Source organism: Pusillimonas noertemannii, assembly GCF_003096595.1.
GTDB lineage: Bacteria > Pseudomonadota > Gammaproteobacteria > Burkholderiales > Burkholderiaceae_B > Pusillimonas > Pusillimonas noertemannii.
The window spans coordinates 13954-30058 of record NZ_QEKO01000005.1 but is presented as its reverse complement, the minus strand read 5'-3'; the positions used below and the strand labels follow the sequence as shown (position 1 = coordinate 30058).

Here is a 16105-nt window from a genome sequence, read left to right as displayed (position 1 = left end):
GGCCGTGGCAAGCTGAAGAAGCATGCGCTGATCAAAGCAAATACCGCCGGCAAACGCCGCGGCGGCAGAAACCGGCCCAAAGCCGAAAATGGGACTTCGCACGACATGCCGCGCAAGACTGGCGTCTCATTGCGCCGGCGCCGTCAATAATGCGGCGGCCTTTCCTGGGCGTAGGGGTCGGGGCCGTCTGCCTGGCCCTCGTTCATCCGGCGCACCAGGGCCTTGTACAAGGCCTGCAGCTCTTGTATCTGCTTTTGCTGTTCGTAGACCAGATCGCTTAGCTGCTGCGTGAGATCTTCCTGGGCGGTAAGCTTGATTTCAATGTCGATGAAGCGCTGTTCGTAATCCATGTTCCGGCATTCCAGACTGTCGTCTTCGCACTGTATCAGAACGGCTTTGGCGGCGGCACCCGGCTTGCAACGCCAAGGCCTGACGCAAGCCGGTCTTAATACAACAGGCCGGGAAACCACAGAGCCAGTTGGGGCATGGTGACCATCAGTACCAGCAATGCCAGGGGCGCCACCAGAAACGGCAGGACGCCCAGATAGATGACCGACAAGGGAATTTCGGGCGCCTGGGCCCGTATCACAAAAATGTTCATGCCCACCGGTGGATGGATCAGGCCCAGCTCGACAACCAGCACCAGCACCACCCCGAACCAGACGGGATCGAACCCCGCCTCGACCACCAAGGGGAAGAACACGGGAACGGTGATGAGCACCATGCCGATGCCGTCCAGAAAACAGCCAAGTATCAGATAGAAGACGATCAAGATGAACATGATCGTGACAGGTGATGCATTCAGGCTGCGGGTCCACTCGACCAATGTGTGCGGCAGTTCTGTCAGCACAATGAAGTACGAAAAGATGAACGCGCACAATATGACCAGGAATAACATGCTTGAGATCAGGATGGTCTCGACAAAGCTTTTCTGAATGTCCGCCCAAGAAAGCTTGCGCCGCAGAACCCCCAGAAGCAGCGCGCCGAATGACCCGACGGCGGCCGATTCGGTGGGGCTGAACCAGCCGATGTAGATGCCGCCGATCGACACGCCGAATATCAGGATTATTTCCCACATGCTTGCCAATGCCCACAGCTTGGTGTGCCACGGCTGGCGAGGCGAGGGAGGCGCGTATTCGGCGTGTCTTTTGACCAGCCATGCCAGCACGAAGCCGTAGAACAGGGTAAGCAGAACCGAGGGTACGAGCGCCGCCGCAAACAGCTTTTGCACGGATTGCTCGGCGATGATGGCGTAGATGACGAGAATGATGGACGGAGGAATCAGGATTCCCAGCGTACCGCCAGCCGCGATCACGCCGGTTGTCAGCTTGTCGTCGTAGCCGGCCTTGCGCATCTCGGGCAAGGCGATGCGGGACATCGCCGCCGCAACCGCCAGCGACGAACCGCATACGGCGCCGAAAACCGCCCCGGCGCCCAAGGTCGCAAATGCCTGGCCGCCCCGCCTTCCCGCGAACAGCGCGTGCACGGAATTGAACAGCTGACCCGATATGCCGGCGCTGGATGCCAGCGCACCCATGAGTACGAACAAGGGAACAACGGACAACGCGTAGGCCGAGCCCATTTCGAACGGCGTGGAACCCAGCACGACGAAAGCCTTGTCGAAGCCACTGATGGCGGCATAGCCGAATATCCCCACGATGCCCATCGATATGGCCACCGGAACTCGGGCGAAGATAAGTATCAGCAAGGCGGCCATGCCTATAAGGCCTATCGCCTGAACGCTCATGAGCGCTCTCCTTCGTGTTGAATCGCCGGTGCGGCGCCGCCCTGAAGCCGGTTTCGAAGCAGCATGGAAAGAAGTTTGTAGAGAACGGCCGCCAAAGCCGCCGCCATGCCAAGCAGGCAGGGTATCCACAAGACAATCAAAGGTATGGGAAGGTCGGGCTTGCGATCGCCGTAGATATAGGCTTCCAAAGCGGGAATCGGCATGTATCGCAACAGCAGCATCAGGAACACGGCCGCCGCCGCCATTGCCAAGCCCTTGAGCACCAGCACCGTGCGCGGGGTTGCGAAATGGTCGACGACATCGACGGTGATGTGCGTATCGTCAAGAAAGGCCTCGCCAATGCCCAGGAACACCACGAACACCATCATGGTCTCGACAATGTCGTAAGTGCCAAGTATGGAGACATGAAAAAAATTGCGCAGTACGACATCGGCCACCGTGACGAACATCATCAGGGCCAGGGCAACGCCCGCTATCAGGGTAAGAACCCGCAAGCAGCAGCGCAGCCCGCGCTGGCAAGGGCCACCGTGGCTGCCGGGGGCCTTCATCTCATGGCTCCTTTGCGTACTTGGCAATCGCCTGCTTCAGGCGCGCCACCACTTCGCGGGCGGGCACGCCCTCTTTCTCGAGCTCTTGCACTCTTTTCTCGAGCAAGTCGGCGGTGACCTTCTGATACTGCTGCGCGTCGCCCTTTTCGAGCGAGGTCAGTTCCAGGCCATGGTCCTTCATGTACTGGAGCCCAATCTCGTCTGCCTCGTCGGAAGCCGTGCCGACCCGTTTCGCGCCCGCGTGGCCGGTGGTTTCTTCGATGAGCGCCTGCAGGTCTGGCGGTAATTTGCTGAAACTGTCGGGATTCATGACCAGGGCGAATGTGACCACGCCCGCATTGACGTCAAGCGAATACTTGACGTCGTTTCCGAGCTGAAAGCTTTGGGCGCCCTCATAAGACATCAGGGTCCCGTCGATCGTACCCTTGGAGAGCGAATCGGAAACCTCGGCCGGCGCCACGCCAACCGGTGAAGCCCCCAGGGCCGAGATCAGGCTGGCGTAGACGGTGCCTGGATGCCTGATCCGCAGGCCCTGCAGTTGGTCGAGCGTCGTGATCTTCTCGCGCGCCATCAGGAACGGGATGGGCGGCGTGGCCATGAAATACAGCACCTTCACGCCTCGGTATTCTTTTTGAAGCAGGTCGGCAATATCCATCAGGGCTTGAGAGCCCACCCGCCCATTCGGGATAAGAGTTGGATACTGGGCCAGCTCGGTCAGGGGAAAGCGCCCCGGCGTGGCTCCGTGCAACACGTACGAGATATCGGCAACCCCCGTTCTGGCCAGGTCGAACTGCCGTTGAACCGGCCCCATCTGCCCGGAAGTGAACAATTTGATGACGAGGCGGCCGCCGGATCGTTCTTCGAGCTCTTTGGCCCACCGGCTGATCTCGGCGTTGATCGTATGGCTGGGGGGCAGATAGCTCGATGCCTTGAGCTCATAGGTTTGGCCCGCGGCCGATGGCATCCCTCCGAATGCCAGGGCCCATGCGAACGCCAGCTGCAAAACGGTGCTTCTTAAACTCATGCCTGTCTCCTTGGTTATGGATGGCTGCAGCGGCTCATGCCGTCTTTGTGCAGCTTCTCAAAGACTACTTTTCGAAAAACACCGAAAACCGGGGTCTCCGGTCATGCCGCGGAAAATGGGGCACGGCAGCCGAAGAGGCCGCCCAAGACGCTTAAGTGGAGCTTGAGAACCCCCCGTCGACGACGACCACTTCTCCGGTCATGAAACGGTTGGATCGCACCAGGCTCAGCATGGTTTCAGCCACGTCGTCCGCCGTAACGCATCGCTTCAAGGGAGTGAGCCTGGCGCGCCTTTCCATCAGCGGGTCGTACTTGTCCTTGAGCATGCGCTCCATCCATTCGCCCTCCATCCAGCCGGGCGCGACCGCATTCACCCGTATGTAGGGTCCAAGGTTGTACGCAAGCGTTTTAGTAAGGCTGACCACGGCGGCCTTGCTGCATGCGTAGGCGTAGGGCTGGGGCCCGGGACGCAGGCCCACAATGCTGGCCGTGTTGACAATGCAGCCATTGCCCGCGGCCTTGAGCAGGGGAATGGCTGCGCGCGTAACCTGAAACATGCCACGCACGTTGACGGCCATGACGCGGTCCCAATTCTCGGCGGTGACGGCGTCGAAATCGTGGGGCTTGATGTCGGAGGTGGTGCCGGCATTGTTGATGAGCACGTCCAGTCGTCCAAAGCGCTGTTCAACCTGCCGAAGCATCTCTCGAACCGCATCGTCATCGCTGACGTCGCACTGCAAGACGAGAGTCTGCGCACCGGCCTTGAGCGCCTGATCGGAAGCGTGCTCGGCTGCCTGGGCGCTGCGGCTGTAGTTGATGACAACGTCGTAGCCGGCCCCGGCTAACGCGAGCACCGCGCTGCGTCCTATTCCGGTGCCTCCGCCAGTTACCAGCGCAACGGGTTTCTGGTTCTGCATTGCGTCCTCCATCCATGCATTTATTTATTATGAACATGTTCTACTTTAGACTCATGAAAAACATTATTCAAGAAAAAAATTTACTCGGAGGTCCATTTTTCATAGGTGAAAATACGAACATTGACTGAAAAATGAACATACCCTAAACTGAACATGTTCATAAAAAGGAGGAGCCATGCTAGAAGGAGTCGTTCCATTCCCCGAGGAGTACGCTCGCCGCTATCGAGAAAAAGGCTACTGGCAAGACAGGTCGTTGGCGCAAGAATTCAAGCCCATATTCGCCCGTTACGCCGATCGAACAGCCCTGGTCGACGCACAGCGCTCGTACACCTACGCCGACATCGACCAGGGCTCGACACGCCTGGCCCTGAACCTGCTCTCGCTGGGGCTGAAGCCTCTCGACCGCGTCGTAGTGCAGCTGCCCAACCGGGCCGAATTCGTCCTGCTGTACTTCGCCCTACAGAAAATCGGCTGCATTCCCATTGCAGCCCTCGTCAATCATCGCTACAACGAAGTCAGCCAGTTTGTCGAGCTTTCCGGTGCCGCTGCCTGCGTCAGCATAGACAAACAAGGCGACTTTGATTTCCAGCACATGATGAGCCGGCTGCAGCAGCATTACCCGTCGCTCAGGCACAAGATCATTCTCGGTGCCGCGGAACCGGGCTTCCATTCATTACGCGATCTGATCGACACCCCCCCCACCCTCGCCGAAAGCGAACTGGCCAACATTGAGATCGACCCGTGCGACCCGGCCATCTTCCAATTGTCCGGCGGCACCACGGGCGTTCCCAAGCTCATTCCGCGCACGCACAACGATTACGCCTACAACTCCAAGATCGCCGCCCAGACCTGCGCCATACAAGCCCATCACGTATTGCTTGTCATTCTGCCCATCGCTCATAATCTGCCGCTGGCCTGCCCCGGCATCCAGGGCTTCATGATGCAAGGCGCGAAGGTGGTCCTGTCTGCCAGCACCCGACCCCACGACGTATTCCAGGCCATACAGCAGCATGGCATCACGCACATCAAGGTGGTTCCCGCTCTACTGATCAGACTGTTGAACGACCCCGAGATCGGGCGGTACAACCTGTCTTCACTGCGCGTCATACAAAGCGGGGGGCAACGACTGCAACCCGAGGTCCGCATGCTGTCGGCCAACCTGCTGCCCCAGGCCTTCATCCAAGAAAACTTCGGCATGGGCGAAGGCATGCTGTTCTTTGTACGCCCCGACGACCCTGAAGAGGTTCGCCTTGAAACCGTCGGCCTGCCGGTCAGCCCCGACGACGAGGTGCGCCTGGTGGACGAAGACGGCGAAGACGTGCCTTTTGGCGAAACCGGCGAACTATGGTGCCGGGGGCCCTATACGCTGCGCGGCTACTTCGGCGTACCCGAGTACAACAAAAGCGCTTTCTCGCCAGATGGGTTCTACAAGTCGGGCGACCTCATGCGACAGAACGCCTCGGGCCGCTACATGGTCGAAGGACGAAGAAAAGACCTCATCAATCGCGGCGGAGAAAAGATCAGCGCGGAAGAAATCGAAAACCTCATTCTGTCGCACCCTCGGGTCGCCAACGTGGCGTGCGTACCCATACCCGATCCCGACATGGGCGAAAGAATGTGCGCTTGCGTGATCCTGCGTACCGGCACACTTTCCTTCACTGAGCTCACCGACTTTCTGCTCGACAAAGAAATCGCAAAATACAAGCTGCCCGAACGGCTCGAGGTCATGACCGATTTTCCCCTTTCCACCTTCGGCAAGGTGTCAAAGAAGCAACTTCGGGAAGACATCGCCCGCAAGCTATCCCACTCTCAGGCGCCGCAGGCCTAGCAGCCATACCGCTAAAAGGAAACGACATGAGAATCATCGACCTGCATTGCTATCCCAATACCCAAGAGTGGATTGACTGCCAGCGCCCGTATGTCGACGCACTTGCCGAATACTGGAACCGGTCCTGGACAGCGAAAACCGAAGATGCGGTCATCAGCGACTTCGAAACCGCCGGCGTCGACGCCGTGCTGGTGGCGCTAGACCTTGAAACCACGGTCGCCACCCCGCCCTGCTCCAACAAATTCGTCCATGGCATGTGGAAGCGTCATCCAGACAGAATCATCCAGGCTTGGGGTGCCCTGGAACCCGCCAAAGGCGAACTGGCCATCCAGGAAGCGCGGCGCGCAGTGCGCGAGTTCGGCATGATGGGCTTTCATTTTCACCCCATCATGCAGCACTTCTCCGTCAATGACCGGCGCTACTATCCCCTGTTCGAAGAGATAGCCCATCTGGGCGCCGCGGTCATGATAGACGTGGGCACCACCGGGATGGGCGCGGGCATGCCCGGCGGCATGGGCGCAAAAATCCGCCATGCCCATCCCAGCGCCATCGACGAACTGGCGGCCGATTTTCCCCAATTGAAGATCATCATGGCGCATCCCGGCTGGCCCTGGGTGGACGAAACCACGGCGGTCGCCCTGCACAAAGGGAATGTGTTCTGGGAAATGTCCGGATGGGCGCCCAAGTACTTCTGGCCCCAGTTGAAGGTGGACATGCGGTCGAGGCTACGCGACAAGATCATGTTCGGCAGCGACTATCCCAGCATGCCGTACGATCGCCTGCTGCGCGAATGGCAAGAGCTGGGATATAGCGATGAAATCATGGAGAAAATCTTTCATCGCAACGCCGAGGAAATTCTTGGCCTTTAGCCCGCACCGGGCGGCGTCGGGCAACGCAGCCTAAGCCGCCGGACCAAGGCCATTGATGTAAATCTTGAATTGTTTTCGCAACCGCGACAAGCCCAGCTTTACATTGGGGTTGTCGTCGGCGATCCATAAGCGCACGGCTCCCGCATAAACAAAAAACAGGCCTAGCGCTATGGTCGCGGCGCTTTCGCGCGTGTGTATGTGTTTTTTTTCTTGAGCCGCCGCCACGAGCTCTTCGATGCTCTTTACCACTCGCAGTCTGTTTTGCTGGAAGTCGACCGAGAGCCTGCCATGATGGTAGAACGTCAGCTCTCGCAGCAGAATACGCGCCAGTGTCGGATTAGAGGCGAACTCTTCGTACAGATGCGAAAAGAACGACACCAGTTGCTCGAGCAGCGAAGCGCGTGGCTTGACGCCCTTGATGGCGGTCTGCTGCACCTTGTTGAGATCGTCAATATAGACGAGAAACACCAGGTCTCGTTTGTCGTCCACATAGTTGAACAAGGTGCCCAGACCTACGTGCGCCCGATGCGCAATGTCGCGCATCGTGGCCGAATCGTAGCCCAGCTCGGTGAACAGCTCTTTAGCGGCTGCCTTGATGCGCTGGGCCTTCTCCAGTTTGTTACGCTCGCGCAACCCGAGCGTTCCGCTCTCGCCTGGTCCGGGTTCTTTCATAGGGTTCATGCCTTACGCTGGTCGTCCGCCACTTTACCATGAGTTGAACATGTTCAATTTCATTTTGCCAGCATATTGGCCAGCATGAAGCCCGAGCCCGCCCCCGTGCCCGCGCCGGGCCAGGTGGAAGCGCCGCACAGGTATAGCGACTTGACCGGCGTGCGATAGCGCGAATAGCCGGCAACAGGCCGGAACACGAAATTCTGGTCCAGGTGGTGGCTGCCGCCCAGGCTGTCGCCGCCTATCAGGCAGGGATTTTCACGCTCGAGGTCGGCAGGCGTCATCACGTGCCGGGCCAGTATCTTGCCGCCCAGGCCCGGCGCATAGTGTTCAAGCAGCTCCAGAACGCGGTCGGCATAAGCCTGGCCGCAGGCCTCCCAATCGCCGCCCTGTATCCGGCCCAGCGCATCGCCTCGAATCTGCGCCGGCAGCACGCGCACCTGCAGCCACAGCACATGCCCGCCTTCCGGCGCGCGCGAAGGGTCGAGCGAAGAGGGCTGGCCCACCACCACCACGGGCTCGGCCGGCAGCAGCCCCGCGGCCGCCTCGGCATACACTCGCGACATCATGGCCATGTCGGGCGCAACGTGCACATAAGCGTACTTTTGCAGGTGCGCACCCGCCTTCCAGTCGGGCAGCCCGCTGGTGGCCAGGTGGATCATCATCGCGCCCGGCCCGGGGCGGAACGCCTTGATGCGCGACTCGAAGGACTCGGGCGCCGACCCCGCCGGCAGCAGGCCGCCGAACACCAGCCTGGGGTTCAGATTGGCCACCACAGCGCGCGCCGCGGCAAACTCGCGGCCGTCTTCCAGCACAACCCCCGTAGCCGCCCCGTCGCGCACCACGATATTGCGCACCGCCGTGCCGGTGATGATTTCCCCGCCCTTGGCCCGAAGCAGCCCCGTCATCGCGCGGATGATGGTGTCGGCGCCGCCCTTGCCGATGACCATGCCGAAATTCTGGTTGGCCATCGATTCAAGATAAGGAAACAGCGCCCCGCCCGCCGCGTCGGGTGCAAAATCGACATGCAGGCCCCAGGCCGCCATCATGGCCTTGAGCTTGTCGCTTTCAAAATGGCGATCGAGAAAATCGCGAGGCGAAGAAAGCACCAGGCGAACCAGCTCGTACAAGCCGCCCATGCCCTGCCCGCGCCAGGCATTGAACAGAGTGCGCACCGCGCCCCAGGAAGGCATGGGCGAGCCCAACAGCCCGAAAAGATGCGGCGCCGTCTCTTTGAAGCGCGCCGCCATCTGGCTCCAGGCCACGGCATCCTTGGGCGAAAGCGCATGAATCGCCGACACCGTTTCTTCCAGGTTCACACCCACGCCCAGCGCCGTGTCGTCGCGAAACACCGAGGCAAAGCAATGCTGGGCGGGCACGAACTCTAGCCCGTGCGCAGCCAGCTCGCCCTTGTAGCGCTGGCAAAACGCCGACCCCGCAAAATTGGAGAGATTCATCGCGCAAAGGTCGTGCCGGTAGCCCGGCAAGGTAAGCTCTTGCGTCTTGACGGCGCCCCCCGCCTCGTCGCGGGCCTCGACCACCAGCACCTTGCGCCCCTGGGCGGCCAGATGCACGGCCGCCGCCAGCCCATTGTGCCCCGCCCCCACGACGATGATGTCGTAGCTCATTGCCTCTCCTTTCCGGTTCGTGTGATTTCTGAAAGGATTCTAAGCGCAAAACAGCGCCAACGGCTGCCAGACACTCAAGGCGCCCGCTCGTCAAATACTCAGGCCGAAGCGGGCGGATTCCGGGGCGGAATGTCCAGGCCCCGAGCCACCGCCGGCCGCGCCACGAACGCCGCCAGCACCCGCGTGACGTTAGGAAAATCCTTGATGCCCACGAGCTCGCCCGCCTCGTAGAAGCCCACCAGGTTGCGCACCCAGGGCCAGATCGCCATGTCGGCGATGGTGTACTCGGCCCCCATGATCCAATCGCGCCCCTCGAGGCGGCCCTCGAGCACGCCCAGCAGCCGCCGCGACTCGGCCGCATAGCGGTCGCGCGGACGCTTGTCTTCGTAGTCTTTGCCGGCGAACTTGTTGAAGAAGCCCACCTGGCCGAACATCGGCCCGATGCCGCCCATCTGGAACATCACCCACTGGATCGTTTCATAGCGCCCCGCGGGGTCTTGCGGCATGAACTTGCCCGACTTGTCGGCCAGATAAAGCAGGATCGCGCCCGACTCGAACAGCGGCAGCGGCTTGCCGCCGGGGCCGTTGGGGTCGATGATGGCCGGAATCTTGTTATTGGGATTGAGCGACAGAAACTCGGGCGTCATCTGGTCGCTGTTCTCGAAGCCCACGCGGTGCGCCTCGTAGGGCAGCCCCGCCTCTTCGAGCATGATCGACACCTTCACCCCGTTGGGCGTGGGCAGCGAATACAGCTGGATGCGGTCGGGGTGCTGCGCGGGCCATTTTCCTGTAATCGGGAAAGAAGACAAATCGGTCATGGGTATCCTTATTTTCCGCTCATGAGCTTGCCCGCCTCGGCCGACGCCGATTTCAGGGCCGTGGGCGCCGTGTCTTTGCCATCAAGGGCGCGATGCAGCTTTTCGTGAAACATCGCGCGGATCCGGGGGTAGTTCTTGATCTTGAACGAACTGGCGGTCACGGCCGGTTTCTTGTTGTAGACCGCCACCAGGTTGTGCCAGTCTCCCAGGTTGTTGAAGTAGCTGCTGCTCGTGGCCGCAAAAGCCTGCTCGGTAAGCGGCAGGAAGCCCGTGTCCTGGAACCAGGCGGACGCATTCTTGGGCTGGGCCAGCCAGGCCAGGAACTCGGCCACGGCCTTTTCATGCTCGGTGTTTTGCCCCGCGGTGACCCACAGCGCCGAACCGCTCACGAAGGGATTGCCCGGCTTGGGGGTGACCTGCGGGTAATACGGCAGGCCCGAAACACCGAAGTCGAGCGAGCGCGCCTCGCGGAAGGTGCCCAGATTGCTCGAGTCCGACAGCAAGACGGCGCACTCGTTATTGGCAAAGCGCTGGGTCGCCACACTATTGAATTCGGGCTTTACCATCAGCTCGTTGCGCACCCAGCTGATCATCAGCGACAGGTGGCGCACAAACACGTTGTCGAACGAGAACGAAGGCGCGCCCTTGGCCTTGCCGCTTTGGTTCGACGTGAAGAACTGATTATTGACGGCGGCCAGGTTCTCGAGGTTGATCGACACCGGCTGGTCGCTGGTGATGGGGCAATTGCGAGTGGCCCTGTTGGCCAGGTCGACGACCTGCCCCTGAAGCTGGTCCCAGGCGCGGTTGGGCACTTCGGGCTTCAGCCCGGCCTTCTTGAAGGCGCCCACGTTGTAGAACATGACCGGCACTTCGGCCATGTAGGGAAAGGCCAGCAGGCGCCCCTTGTCGTCGCGGGCAATGCCGCTTTCAGGGTGGATGAACCACTTGGCGTCCTTGATGGGGTGCTTGGCCAGCACTGAATACAGCGGCTTGACGTTGTTGTGGCCGTCGTTGGGGTCGGGCGAGCGCCTTGCATTGAGCTGCACCAGGCTGGGCCCCGCGCCCTTGGCGCTGCCCACGAACTTGCTTTCAAGCGCTTCGGGGCTGCCGAACGACTCGAGCCGCACAGTAACGTCGCCGCTGTCGCGGTTGAACTGCTTGACGAGCTTTTCGAACACCGCGGAATTGTGGGGGTTCAGGGCATGCCATACGGTGATGTCGGTGGCCGATGCGGCCGGCGACAAGGCAGCCAGGGCGGCGGCGACGGCCGCCAGGCCCACCGCCTTCGGCATGTTGTGGAGCCGGGTGCCGAAAAGACGATGTATTTTCATGTGACTAACCTAGAAAGGGAAACTCGGGCTCCGGCCGGTTGCCGGAGATCAGGTCGGCCAATGCGCGGCCCGAACCCACCCCCATCGTCCAGCCCAGCGTGCCATGCCCCGTGTTCAGGTAAAGATTGGGGATGCGCGTGCGGCCTATCAGGGGAACGTTGGACGGCGTGGACGGGCGCAGCCCCGACCAGAAACGAACATTATCAAAATCAAGCGCGCTTGGAAACAAGGCGCGCGCCATCTCCCTCATATTTTCGCAACGAGTTGTATTCAGGGCACGCGAATAGCCGCCCAGCTCGGCAAAGCCCGCCATGCGAAGCTGGCTGCCCAGGCGCGAATACACCACCTTGTGGGCGCTGTCGGTAAGGCTGACGCTGGGCGCGGCAATGGGGTCGACAACGTCGAAGGTGGCCGAATAGCCCTTGGCCGGGTACACCGGGCAGCGAACCCCCAGGGGGCTGACCAGTTGCGGCGTCCAGCAGCCCAGGGCGGCAACGTAGGCATCGGCCCGCAGCGTCTCGTAAAGGCCCCGCGAATCGATGAGCTCGACGGCCTGGACCTCGCCCCCGGCGGCCAGCAGCCGGCTGACCTGGGTGGAAAAGCGGAACTCGACGCCGGCCTGCTGCGCCAGGCGGGCCAGCGCGGTCGTGAACAGGTAGATGTCGCCCGATTCGTCGTCGGCCGTGTAGTCGCCCCCCACGATGGTGGCGCGCGCCGGCGCAAGCGCGGGCTCGATCTGCACCACTTCGTCGGCCGTGACGATGCGCCGGTCAAGGCCGAAATCGCGCATCAGGTCGGCCGCGTCCTGCGAGGCGTCGAACTCGACCGGATCCTGGTAGAAATTGAGTATGCCGCGCTCGAGGTGGTTGTACTCGATGCCCAGCTCGGCCCGCATGTGCCGAAGCGTGGCCAGGCTGTACTCGGACATGGCCACCATGGCGCGTATGTTCGGCGCCAGCCGCGAGGGCAGGCACTCGCGCAGGAAAGCCAGGCCCCAGGCCCATTGCCCCAGATCGAGCCGGGGCCGGAACGAGATGGGCGCGTTCTCGGCAAGCAGCCACTTGATGAGCCGCAGCGGCATGCGCGGATTGGCCCAGGGCTCGGAGTATGAAACCGATATCTGGCCACCGTTGGCGCGGCTGGTTTCCTGCGCCGGACCGCTCTCGCGTTCGATCACGACCACGTCGTGCCCCGCCTGCGACAGCCACCAGGCCGTCGCAGTGCCGATGATCCCGCTTCCCAGTACCGCTACTTTCATGGCTTTTACCTTATAAACGTCGAGCCGCCGCGTGAATCGCGCGGCCTCGCCGGCGCCGGGTCCTTGCCCGCGGCCGCGCTTTGGCGCCCGTGGGCCCTAGTGCACGTCGGCCTGCGATGTAAAGGCGTCGGCAAAGAATTCTTCATCCGGCAATCCACAGAGCTGCGTGAAATCGCGGCGGGCGCTTTCCACCATAATGGGCGCGCCACAGGCATAGACCTGGTGGCCGGAGAGATCGGGCAGGTCGCGCATGACGGCCTGGTGCACAAAACCCGTCCGGCCCGTCCAGCCGTCTTCGTCCAGCGCCTCGGACACCACCGGCACATAGCTGAAGCCGGGCACCGTGCCCGCCCACTCGAGCGCCTTGTCGTGCATGTACAGGTCGCGCGGGCGGCGCCCGCCCCAGTACAACACGGCCGGGCGCTGCACGCCGCGGGCGATCATGTGCTCGACGATGGCCTTGATGGGAGCGAACCCCGTGCCGCTGGCCAGGAAGACAATGGGTTTGTCGCCGTCTTCGCGCAGGAAGAAAGAGCCCAAAGGACCTTCGACCCGCAGTATTTCGCGCAGTTTCATCTGCGTATCGCCGGCGCCGAACACGTGGTCGGTGAACACGCCGCCCGGCATGTGGCGCAGGTGCAGCTCGACCAGGTTCTTGTCGTTGGGCGCGCAGGCCATCGAATAGCTGCGACGGCTGCCGTCCTTGAGTATGAACTCGATGTACTGGCCTGCGTAATAGCGAAACGGCTCGGAGGGCGGCAGCTGCAGCTGTATGGCCTTGACGTCGTGGGCAAGATCTTCCAGGCCCATGACGCGCGCGGGCATCTTGCGTATCTGTATGTCGCTGGCCATGCGGATTTCATGCGCCTCGACCGTCAGGTCGGAAGTGGGCGTGGCCTGGCAGAAAAGGGTGTAGCCCTGCGCCAGTTCTTCGGGCGACAGGATTTGCGCCGGGCTGGAGCCGGCTTCGTAGCCGCCCGATACCACCTTGCCCTTGCAGGTGGAGCATGCACCCGTGCGGCAGCTGTAGGGCAGCACGATGCCCGCCTGCATGGCGCCGTCGAGCACCGACTGCCCCGGCGACACCTGGAACTCGTGCCCGCTGGGCAGCACCTTGACCTTGAAACTCATGCTACGCGTTCATCCCTGTAAAAGAACCATTTTAAGCTCGCCGCAGCACCGGCTGCTTGACCTTCAGCGACAGGGCCCTGCCCTTGCGCGCGCGCTTGCCCACATACGGCGCCAATTCGCCCGCGTCCAGCAATTGTTCCGTCTGCTTGTTGCGATAGACGCCCTCGGCCACGATGCCCGCCGGGCCGGCCGCCACCCATTGGGCAATGCCGTCGCCTGCGTCCAGCCCCATCAGCACCGTGCCGCGCCCGCCGCCCGAAAGCGTCTTGAGCTCGGCCAGCTCGACCACCAGGAAGCGGCCCTTGCCCGTAAGCATGGCCAGTTGCCGGTCGTCGCCGGCCAGCACCAGCGGCTTGAGCAGGGTATCGTCCTTCTCGAGATTGACGAACTGCTTGCCGGCGCGCTGGCGCGTGGTCATGTCCTTGAGCGTGGTGATGAAGCCATAGCCCAGCCGCGTGCCGACAAGATAACGGCCGCTCTCGGCGCCGGCCACCATCTGCACGATGCGCGCGCCCGGCTCGAGGTCGATCATCGAGGTAACGGGCTGGCCGTCGCCGCGGGCCGAAGGCAGGCTGGACACCGCCACCGTGTACACGCGGCCGGTGTTCGAAATGGCCACCAGGTTGTCGGTGCTGCGGCACTCGATGGCGTCGTACATGGCGTCGCCGACCTTGAAGTTGAACTGCGAGGCGTCGTGCCCGTGCCCTTGGCGGCTGCGCAGCCAGCCCTTTTGCGACACGATGACCGTAACGGGCTCGTCGACCACGCGGTTCTCGAGCACCGCCCTTTCGGCCGCCTCGATCAGGGTGCGGCGGTCGTCGCCGTACTGCTTGGCGTCGGCCTCGATCTCTTTGATGATCATGCGCTTGAGCGACGAGGGGTTGTCCAGCAGTTCCTGCAGGCGCTTCTGCTGGTCTTTCTGCTCGGCAAGTTCTTTTTCGATCTTGAAGCCTTCGAGCCGGGCCAACTGGCGCAAGCGCATCTCGAGGATGTCTTCGGCCTGCCTTTCTGAAAGGTCGAAACGCTGCATCAGCGCGGCGCGCGGCTCGTCCGACTCGCGTATGGTCTGGATCACTTCGTCGACATTCAGGTACACCACCATCCGTCCTTCCAGCACGTGGATGCGGTCGGTGACCTTGTCGAGGCGATAACGCGTGCGGCGCGTGACCGTTTCGGTGCGGAATCCCAGCCATTCGGTCAGGATGCGGCGCAGCGGCCGCTGCGCCGGGCGCGAATCGGTGCCGATGCACACCAGGTTGATCGACACGCTGCCTTCCATGCCGGTCTGCGCCAGAAGCAGGTTGACGAATTCGTCGCGGTCGACGCGGCTGGTCTTGGGCTCGAACACCAGCCGCACGGCATCGTCCTTGCCCGACTCGTCGCGCACCGCATCGAGCAGACCCAGCACCAGGGCCTTGGTCTGCTGCTGGTCGGCGGTCAGGCTTTTCTTGCCCGCCTTCACCTTGGGGTTGGTGCGGTCTTCGATTTCTTCGAGAATCTTCTGGGAAGACGTGCCCGGCGGCAGCTCGTACACCACCAGCTGCCACTGGCCGCGCGCAAGCTCTTCAAAACGCCAGCGTGCGCGAGCCTTGATCGAGCCCCGGCCGTTGGCGTAGATGTGGGCGATGTCTTCGGGCGAAGAAATGATCTGCCCGCCGCCCGCAAAGTCGGGCCCCGGAATGAGCTCGTGCAGGGTTTCGTCGGGCAGCTTGGGGTTCTTGAGCAGCGCCACGCAGGCCTGGGCCACTTCGCGCAGATTATGCGAGGGGATTTCGGTGGCCATGCCCACCGCGATGCCCGATGCGCCGTTCAAGAGCATGACCGGCAGGCGCGCGGGCAGCAGCACCGGCTCTTTCTGGCTGCCGTCGTAATTGGGGATGAAATCGACCGTGCCCTCGCCCAGCTCGTCGAGCAGCACGCGCGAGAACGGCGTGAGGCGGGCCTCGGTGTAGCGCATGGCCGCCGCGTTGTCGCCGTCGCGCGAGCCGAAGTTGCCCTGGCCGTCGATGAGCGGATAGCGCAGGGAGAAGTCTTGCGCCATGCGCACCATGGCGTCATAGGCAGCCTGGTCGCCATGCGGGTGGTACTTGCCCAGCACGTCGCCCACCACGCGGGCCGACTTCACGGGCTTGGAGCCGGGGCCCAGGCCCATGGCGTCCATGGCGTACAGAATGCGCCGCTGCACCGGCTTCTGGCCGTCGGCCACGTCGGGCAGGGCGCGGCCCCGCACCACCGAGACGGCATAGTCCAGATAGGCCTGCTCGGCGTAATAGCCCAGCACCAGGCTGTCGCCGTCGTCGCCGCTGTCGAATAAACCTGCTTGTGTTGTGTCCAT

The 16105-nt window shown here is 62.2% G+C and carries 14 protein-coding genes; 2 read left to right on the top strand and 12 right to left on the bottom strand.

Going from position 1 to position 16105, the window contains the following annotated elements; translation table 11 throughout:
* Window positions 1-143: 143 nt before the first annotated feature.
* The 5 genes from C7440_RS15390 to C7440_RS15370 form a co-directional block, all read right to left on the bottom strand.
* A complete protein-coding gene (locus tag C7440_RS15390) occupies window positions 144-350 on the bottom strand; it encodes a SlyX family protein (RefSeq protein ID WP_017525427.1) in 207 nt (68 codons plus the stop codon).
* A gap of 95 nt (window positions 351-445) precedes the next feature.
* A complete protein-coding gene (locus C7440_RS15385) occupies window positions 446-1747 on the bottom strand; it encodes a TRAP transporter large permease (RefSeq protein ID WP_116519154.1) in 1302 nt (433 codons plus the stop codon).
* Complete coding sequence (locus tag C7440_RS15380; protein WP_017525429.1) at window positions 1744-2295, bottom strand: TRAP transporter small permease; 552 nt, start codon at window positions 2293-2295, stop codon at window positions 1744-1746. Before C7440_RS15380 ends, C7440_RS15385 begins: the two co-directional genes overlap by 4 nt.
* Before the next feature lies 1 nt (window position 2296).
* Entirely contained in the window at window positions 2297-3319 is a 1023-nt protein-coding gene (locus C7440_RS15375; RefSeq protein WP_116519153.1) for a TRAP transporter substrate-binding protein, read from the bottom strand.
* 151 nt (window positions 3320-3470) lie between these two features.
* Window positions 3471-4235 (bottom strand): SDR family NAD(P)-dependent oxidoreductase, encoded by a 765-nt coding sequence (locus tag C7440_RS15370; RefSeq protein ID WP_116519152.1) that lies wholly within the window; start codon window positions 4233-4235, stop codon window positions 3471-3473.
* Window positions 4236-4410: 175 nt separating this feature from the next.
* On the opposite strand from C7440_RS15370, the gene C7440_RS15365 reads away from it, so the two are divergent.
* Window positions 4411-6063: a (2,3-dihydroxybenzoyl)adenylate synthase gene (locus C7440_RS15365; protein ID WP_116519151.1), complete on the top strand. Its 1653-nt coding sequence runs from the start codon at window positions 4411-4413 to the stop codon at window positions 6061-6063.
* Between the two features lie 26 nt (window positions 6064-6089).
* Complete coding sequence (locus C7440_RS15360; RefSeq protein ID WP_116519150.1) at window positions 6090-6932, top strand: amidohydrolase family protein; 843 nt, start codon at window positions 6090-6092, stop codon at window positions 6930-6932.
* Window positions 6933-6962: 30 nt separating this feature from the next.
* Here the strand turns inward: C7440_RS15360 and C7440_RS15355 are convergent, their stop codons facing one another.
* The 7 genes from C7440_RS15355 to parC form a co-directional block, all read right to left on the bottom strand.
* Window positions 6963-7604: a TetR/AcrR family transcriptional regulator gene (locus tag C7440_RS15355; RefSeq protein ID WP_165832614.1), complete on the bottom strand. Its 642-nt coding sequence runs from the start codon at window positions 7602-7604 to the stop codon at window positions 6963-6965.
* Between the two features lie 59 nt (window positions 7605-7663).
* A complete protein-coding gene (locus C7440_RS15350; RefSeq protein ID WP_116519148.1) occupies window positions 7664-9232 on the bottom strand; it encodes a phytoene desaturase family protein in 1569 nt (522 codons plus the stop codon).
* Between the two features lie 98 nt (window positions 9233-9330).
* A complete protein-coding gene (locus tag C7440_RS15345; RefSeq protein ID WP_116519147.1) occupies window positions 9331-10050 on the bottom strand; it encodes a glutathione S-transferase N-terminal domain-containing protein in 720 nt (239 codons plus the stop codon).
* Between the two features lie 8 nt (window positions 10051-10058).
* Entirely contained in the window at window positions 10059-11381 is a 1323-nt protein-coding gene (locus tag C7440_RS15340) for an extracellular solute-binding protein (RefSeq protein ID WP_116519146.1), read from the bottom strand.
* 4 nt (window positions 11382-11385) lie between these two features.
* Entirely contained in the window at window positions 11386-12639 is a 1254-nt protein-coding gene (locus C7440_RS15335; RefSeq protein ID WP_116519145.1) for a D-amino acid dehydrogenase, read from the bottom strand.
* Window positions 12640-12735: 96 nt separating this feature from the next.
* Entirely contained in the window at window positions 12736-13770 is a 1035-nt protein-coding gene (locus C7440_RS15330; RefSeq protein WP_116519144.1) for a CDP-6-deoxy-delta-3,4-glucoseen reductase, read from the bottom strand.
* Between the two features lie 31 nt (window positions 13771-13801).
* Window positions 13802-16105 carry a DNA topoisomerase IV subunit A gene (parC, locus tag C7440_RS15325; RefSeq protein ID WP_116519143.1) on the bottom strand — a complete coding sequence of 768 codons (2304 nt, stop codon included), beginning with the start codon at window positions 16103-16105 and terminating at the stop codon, window positions 13802-13804.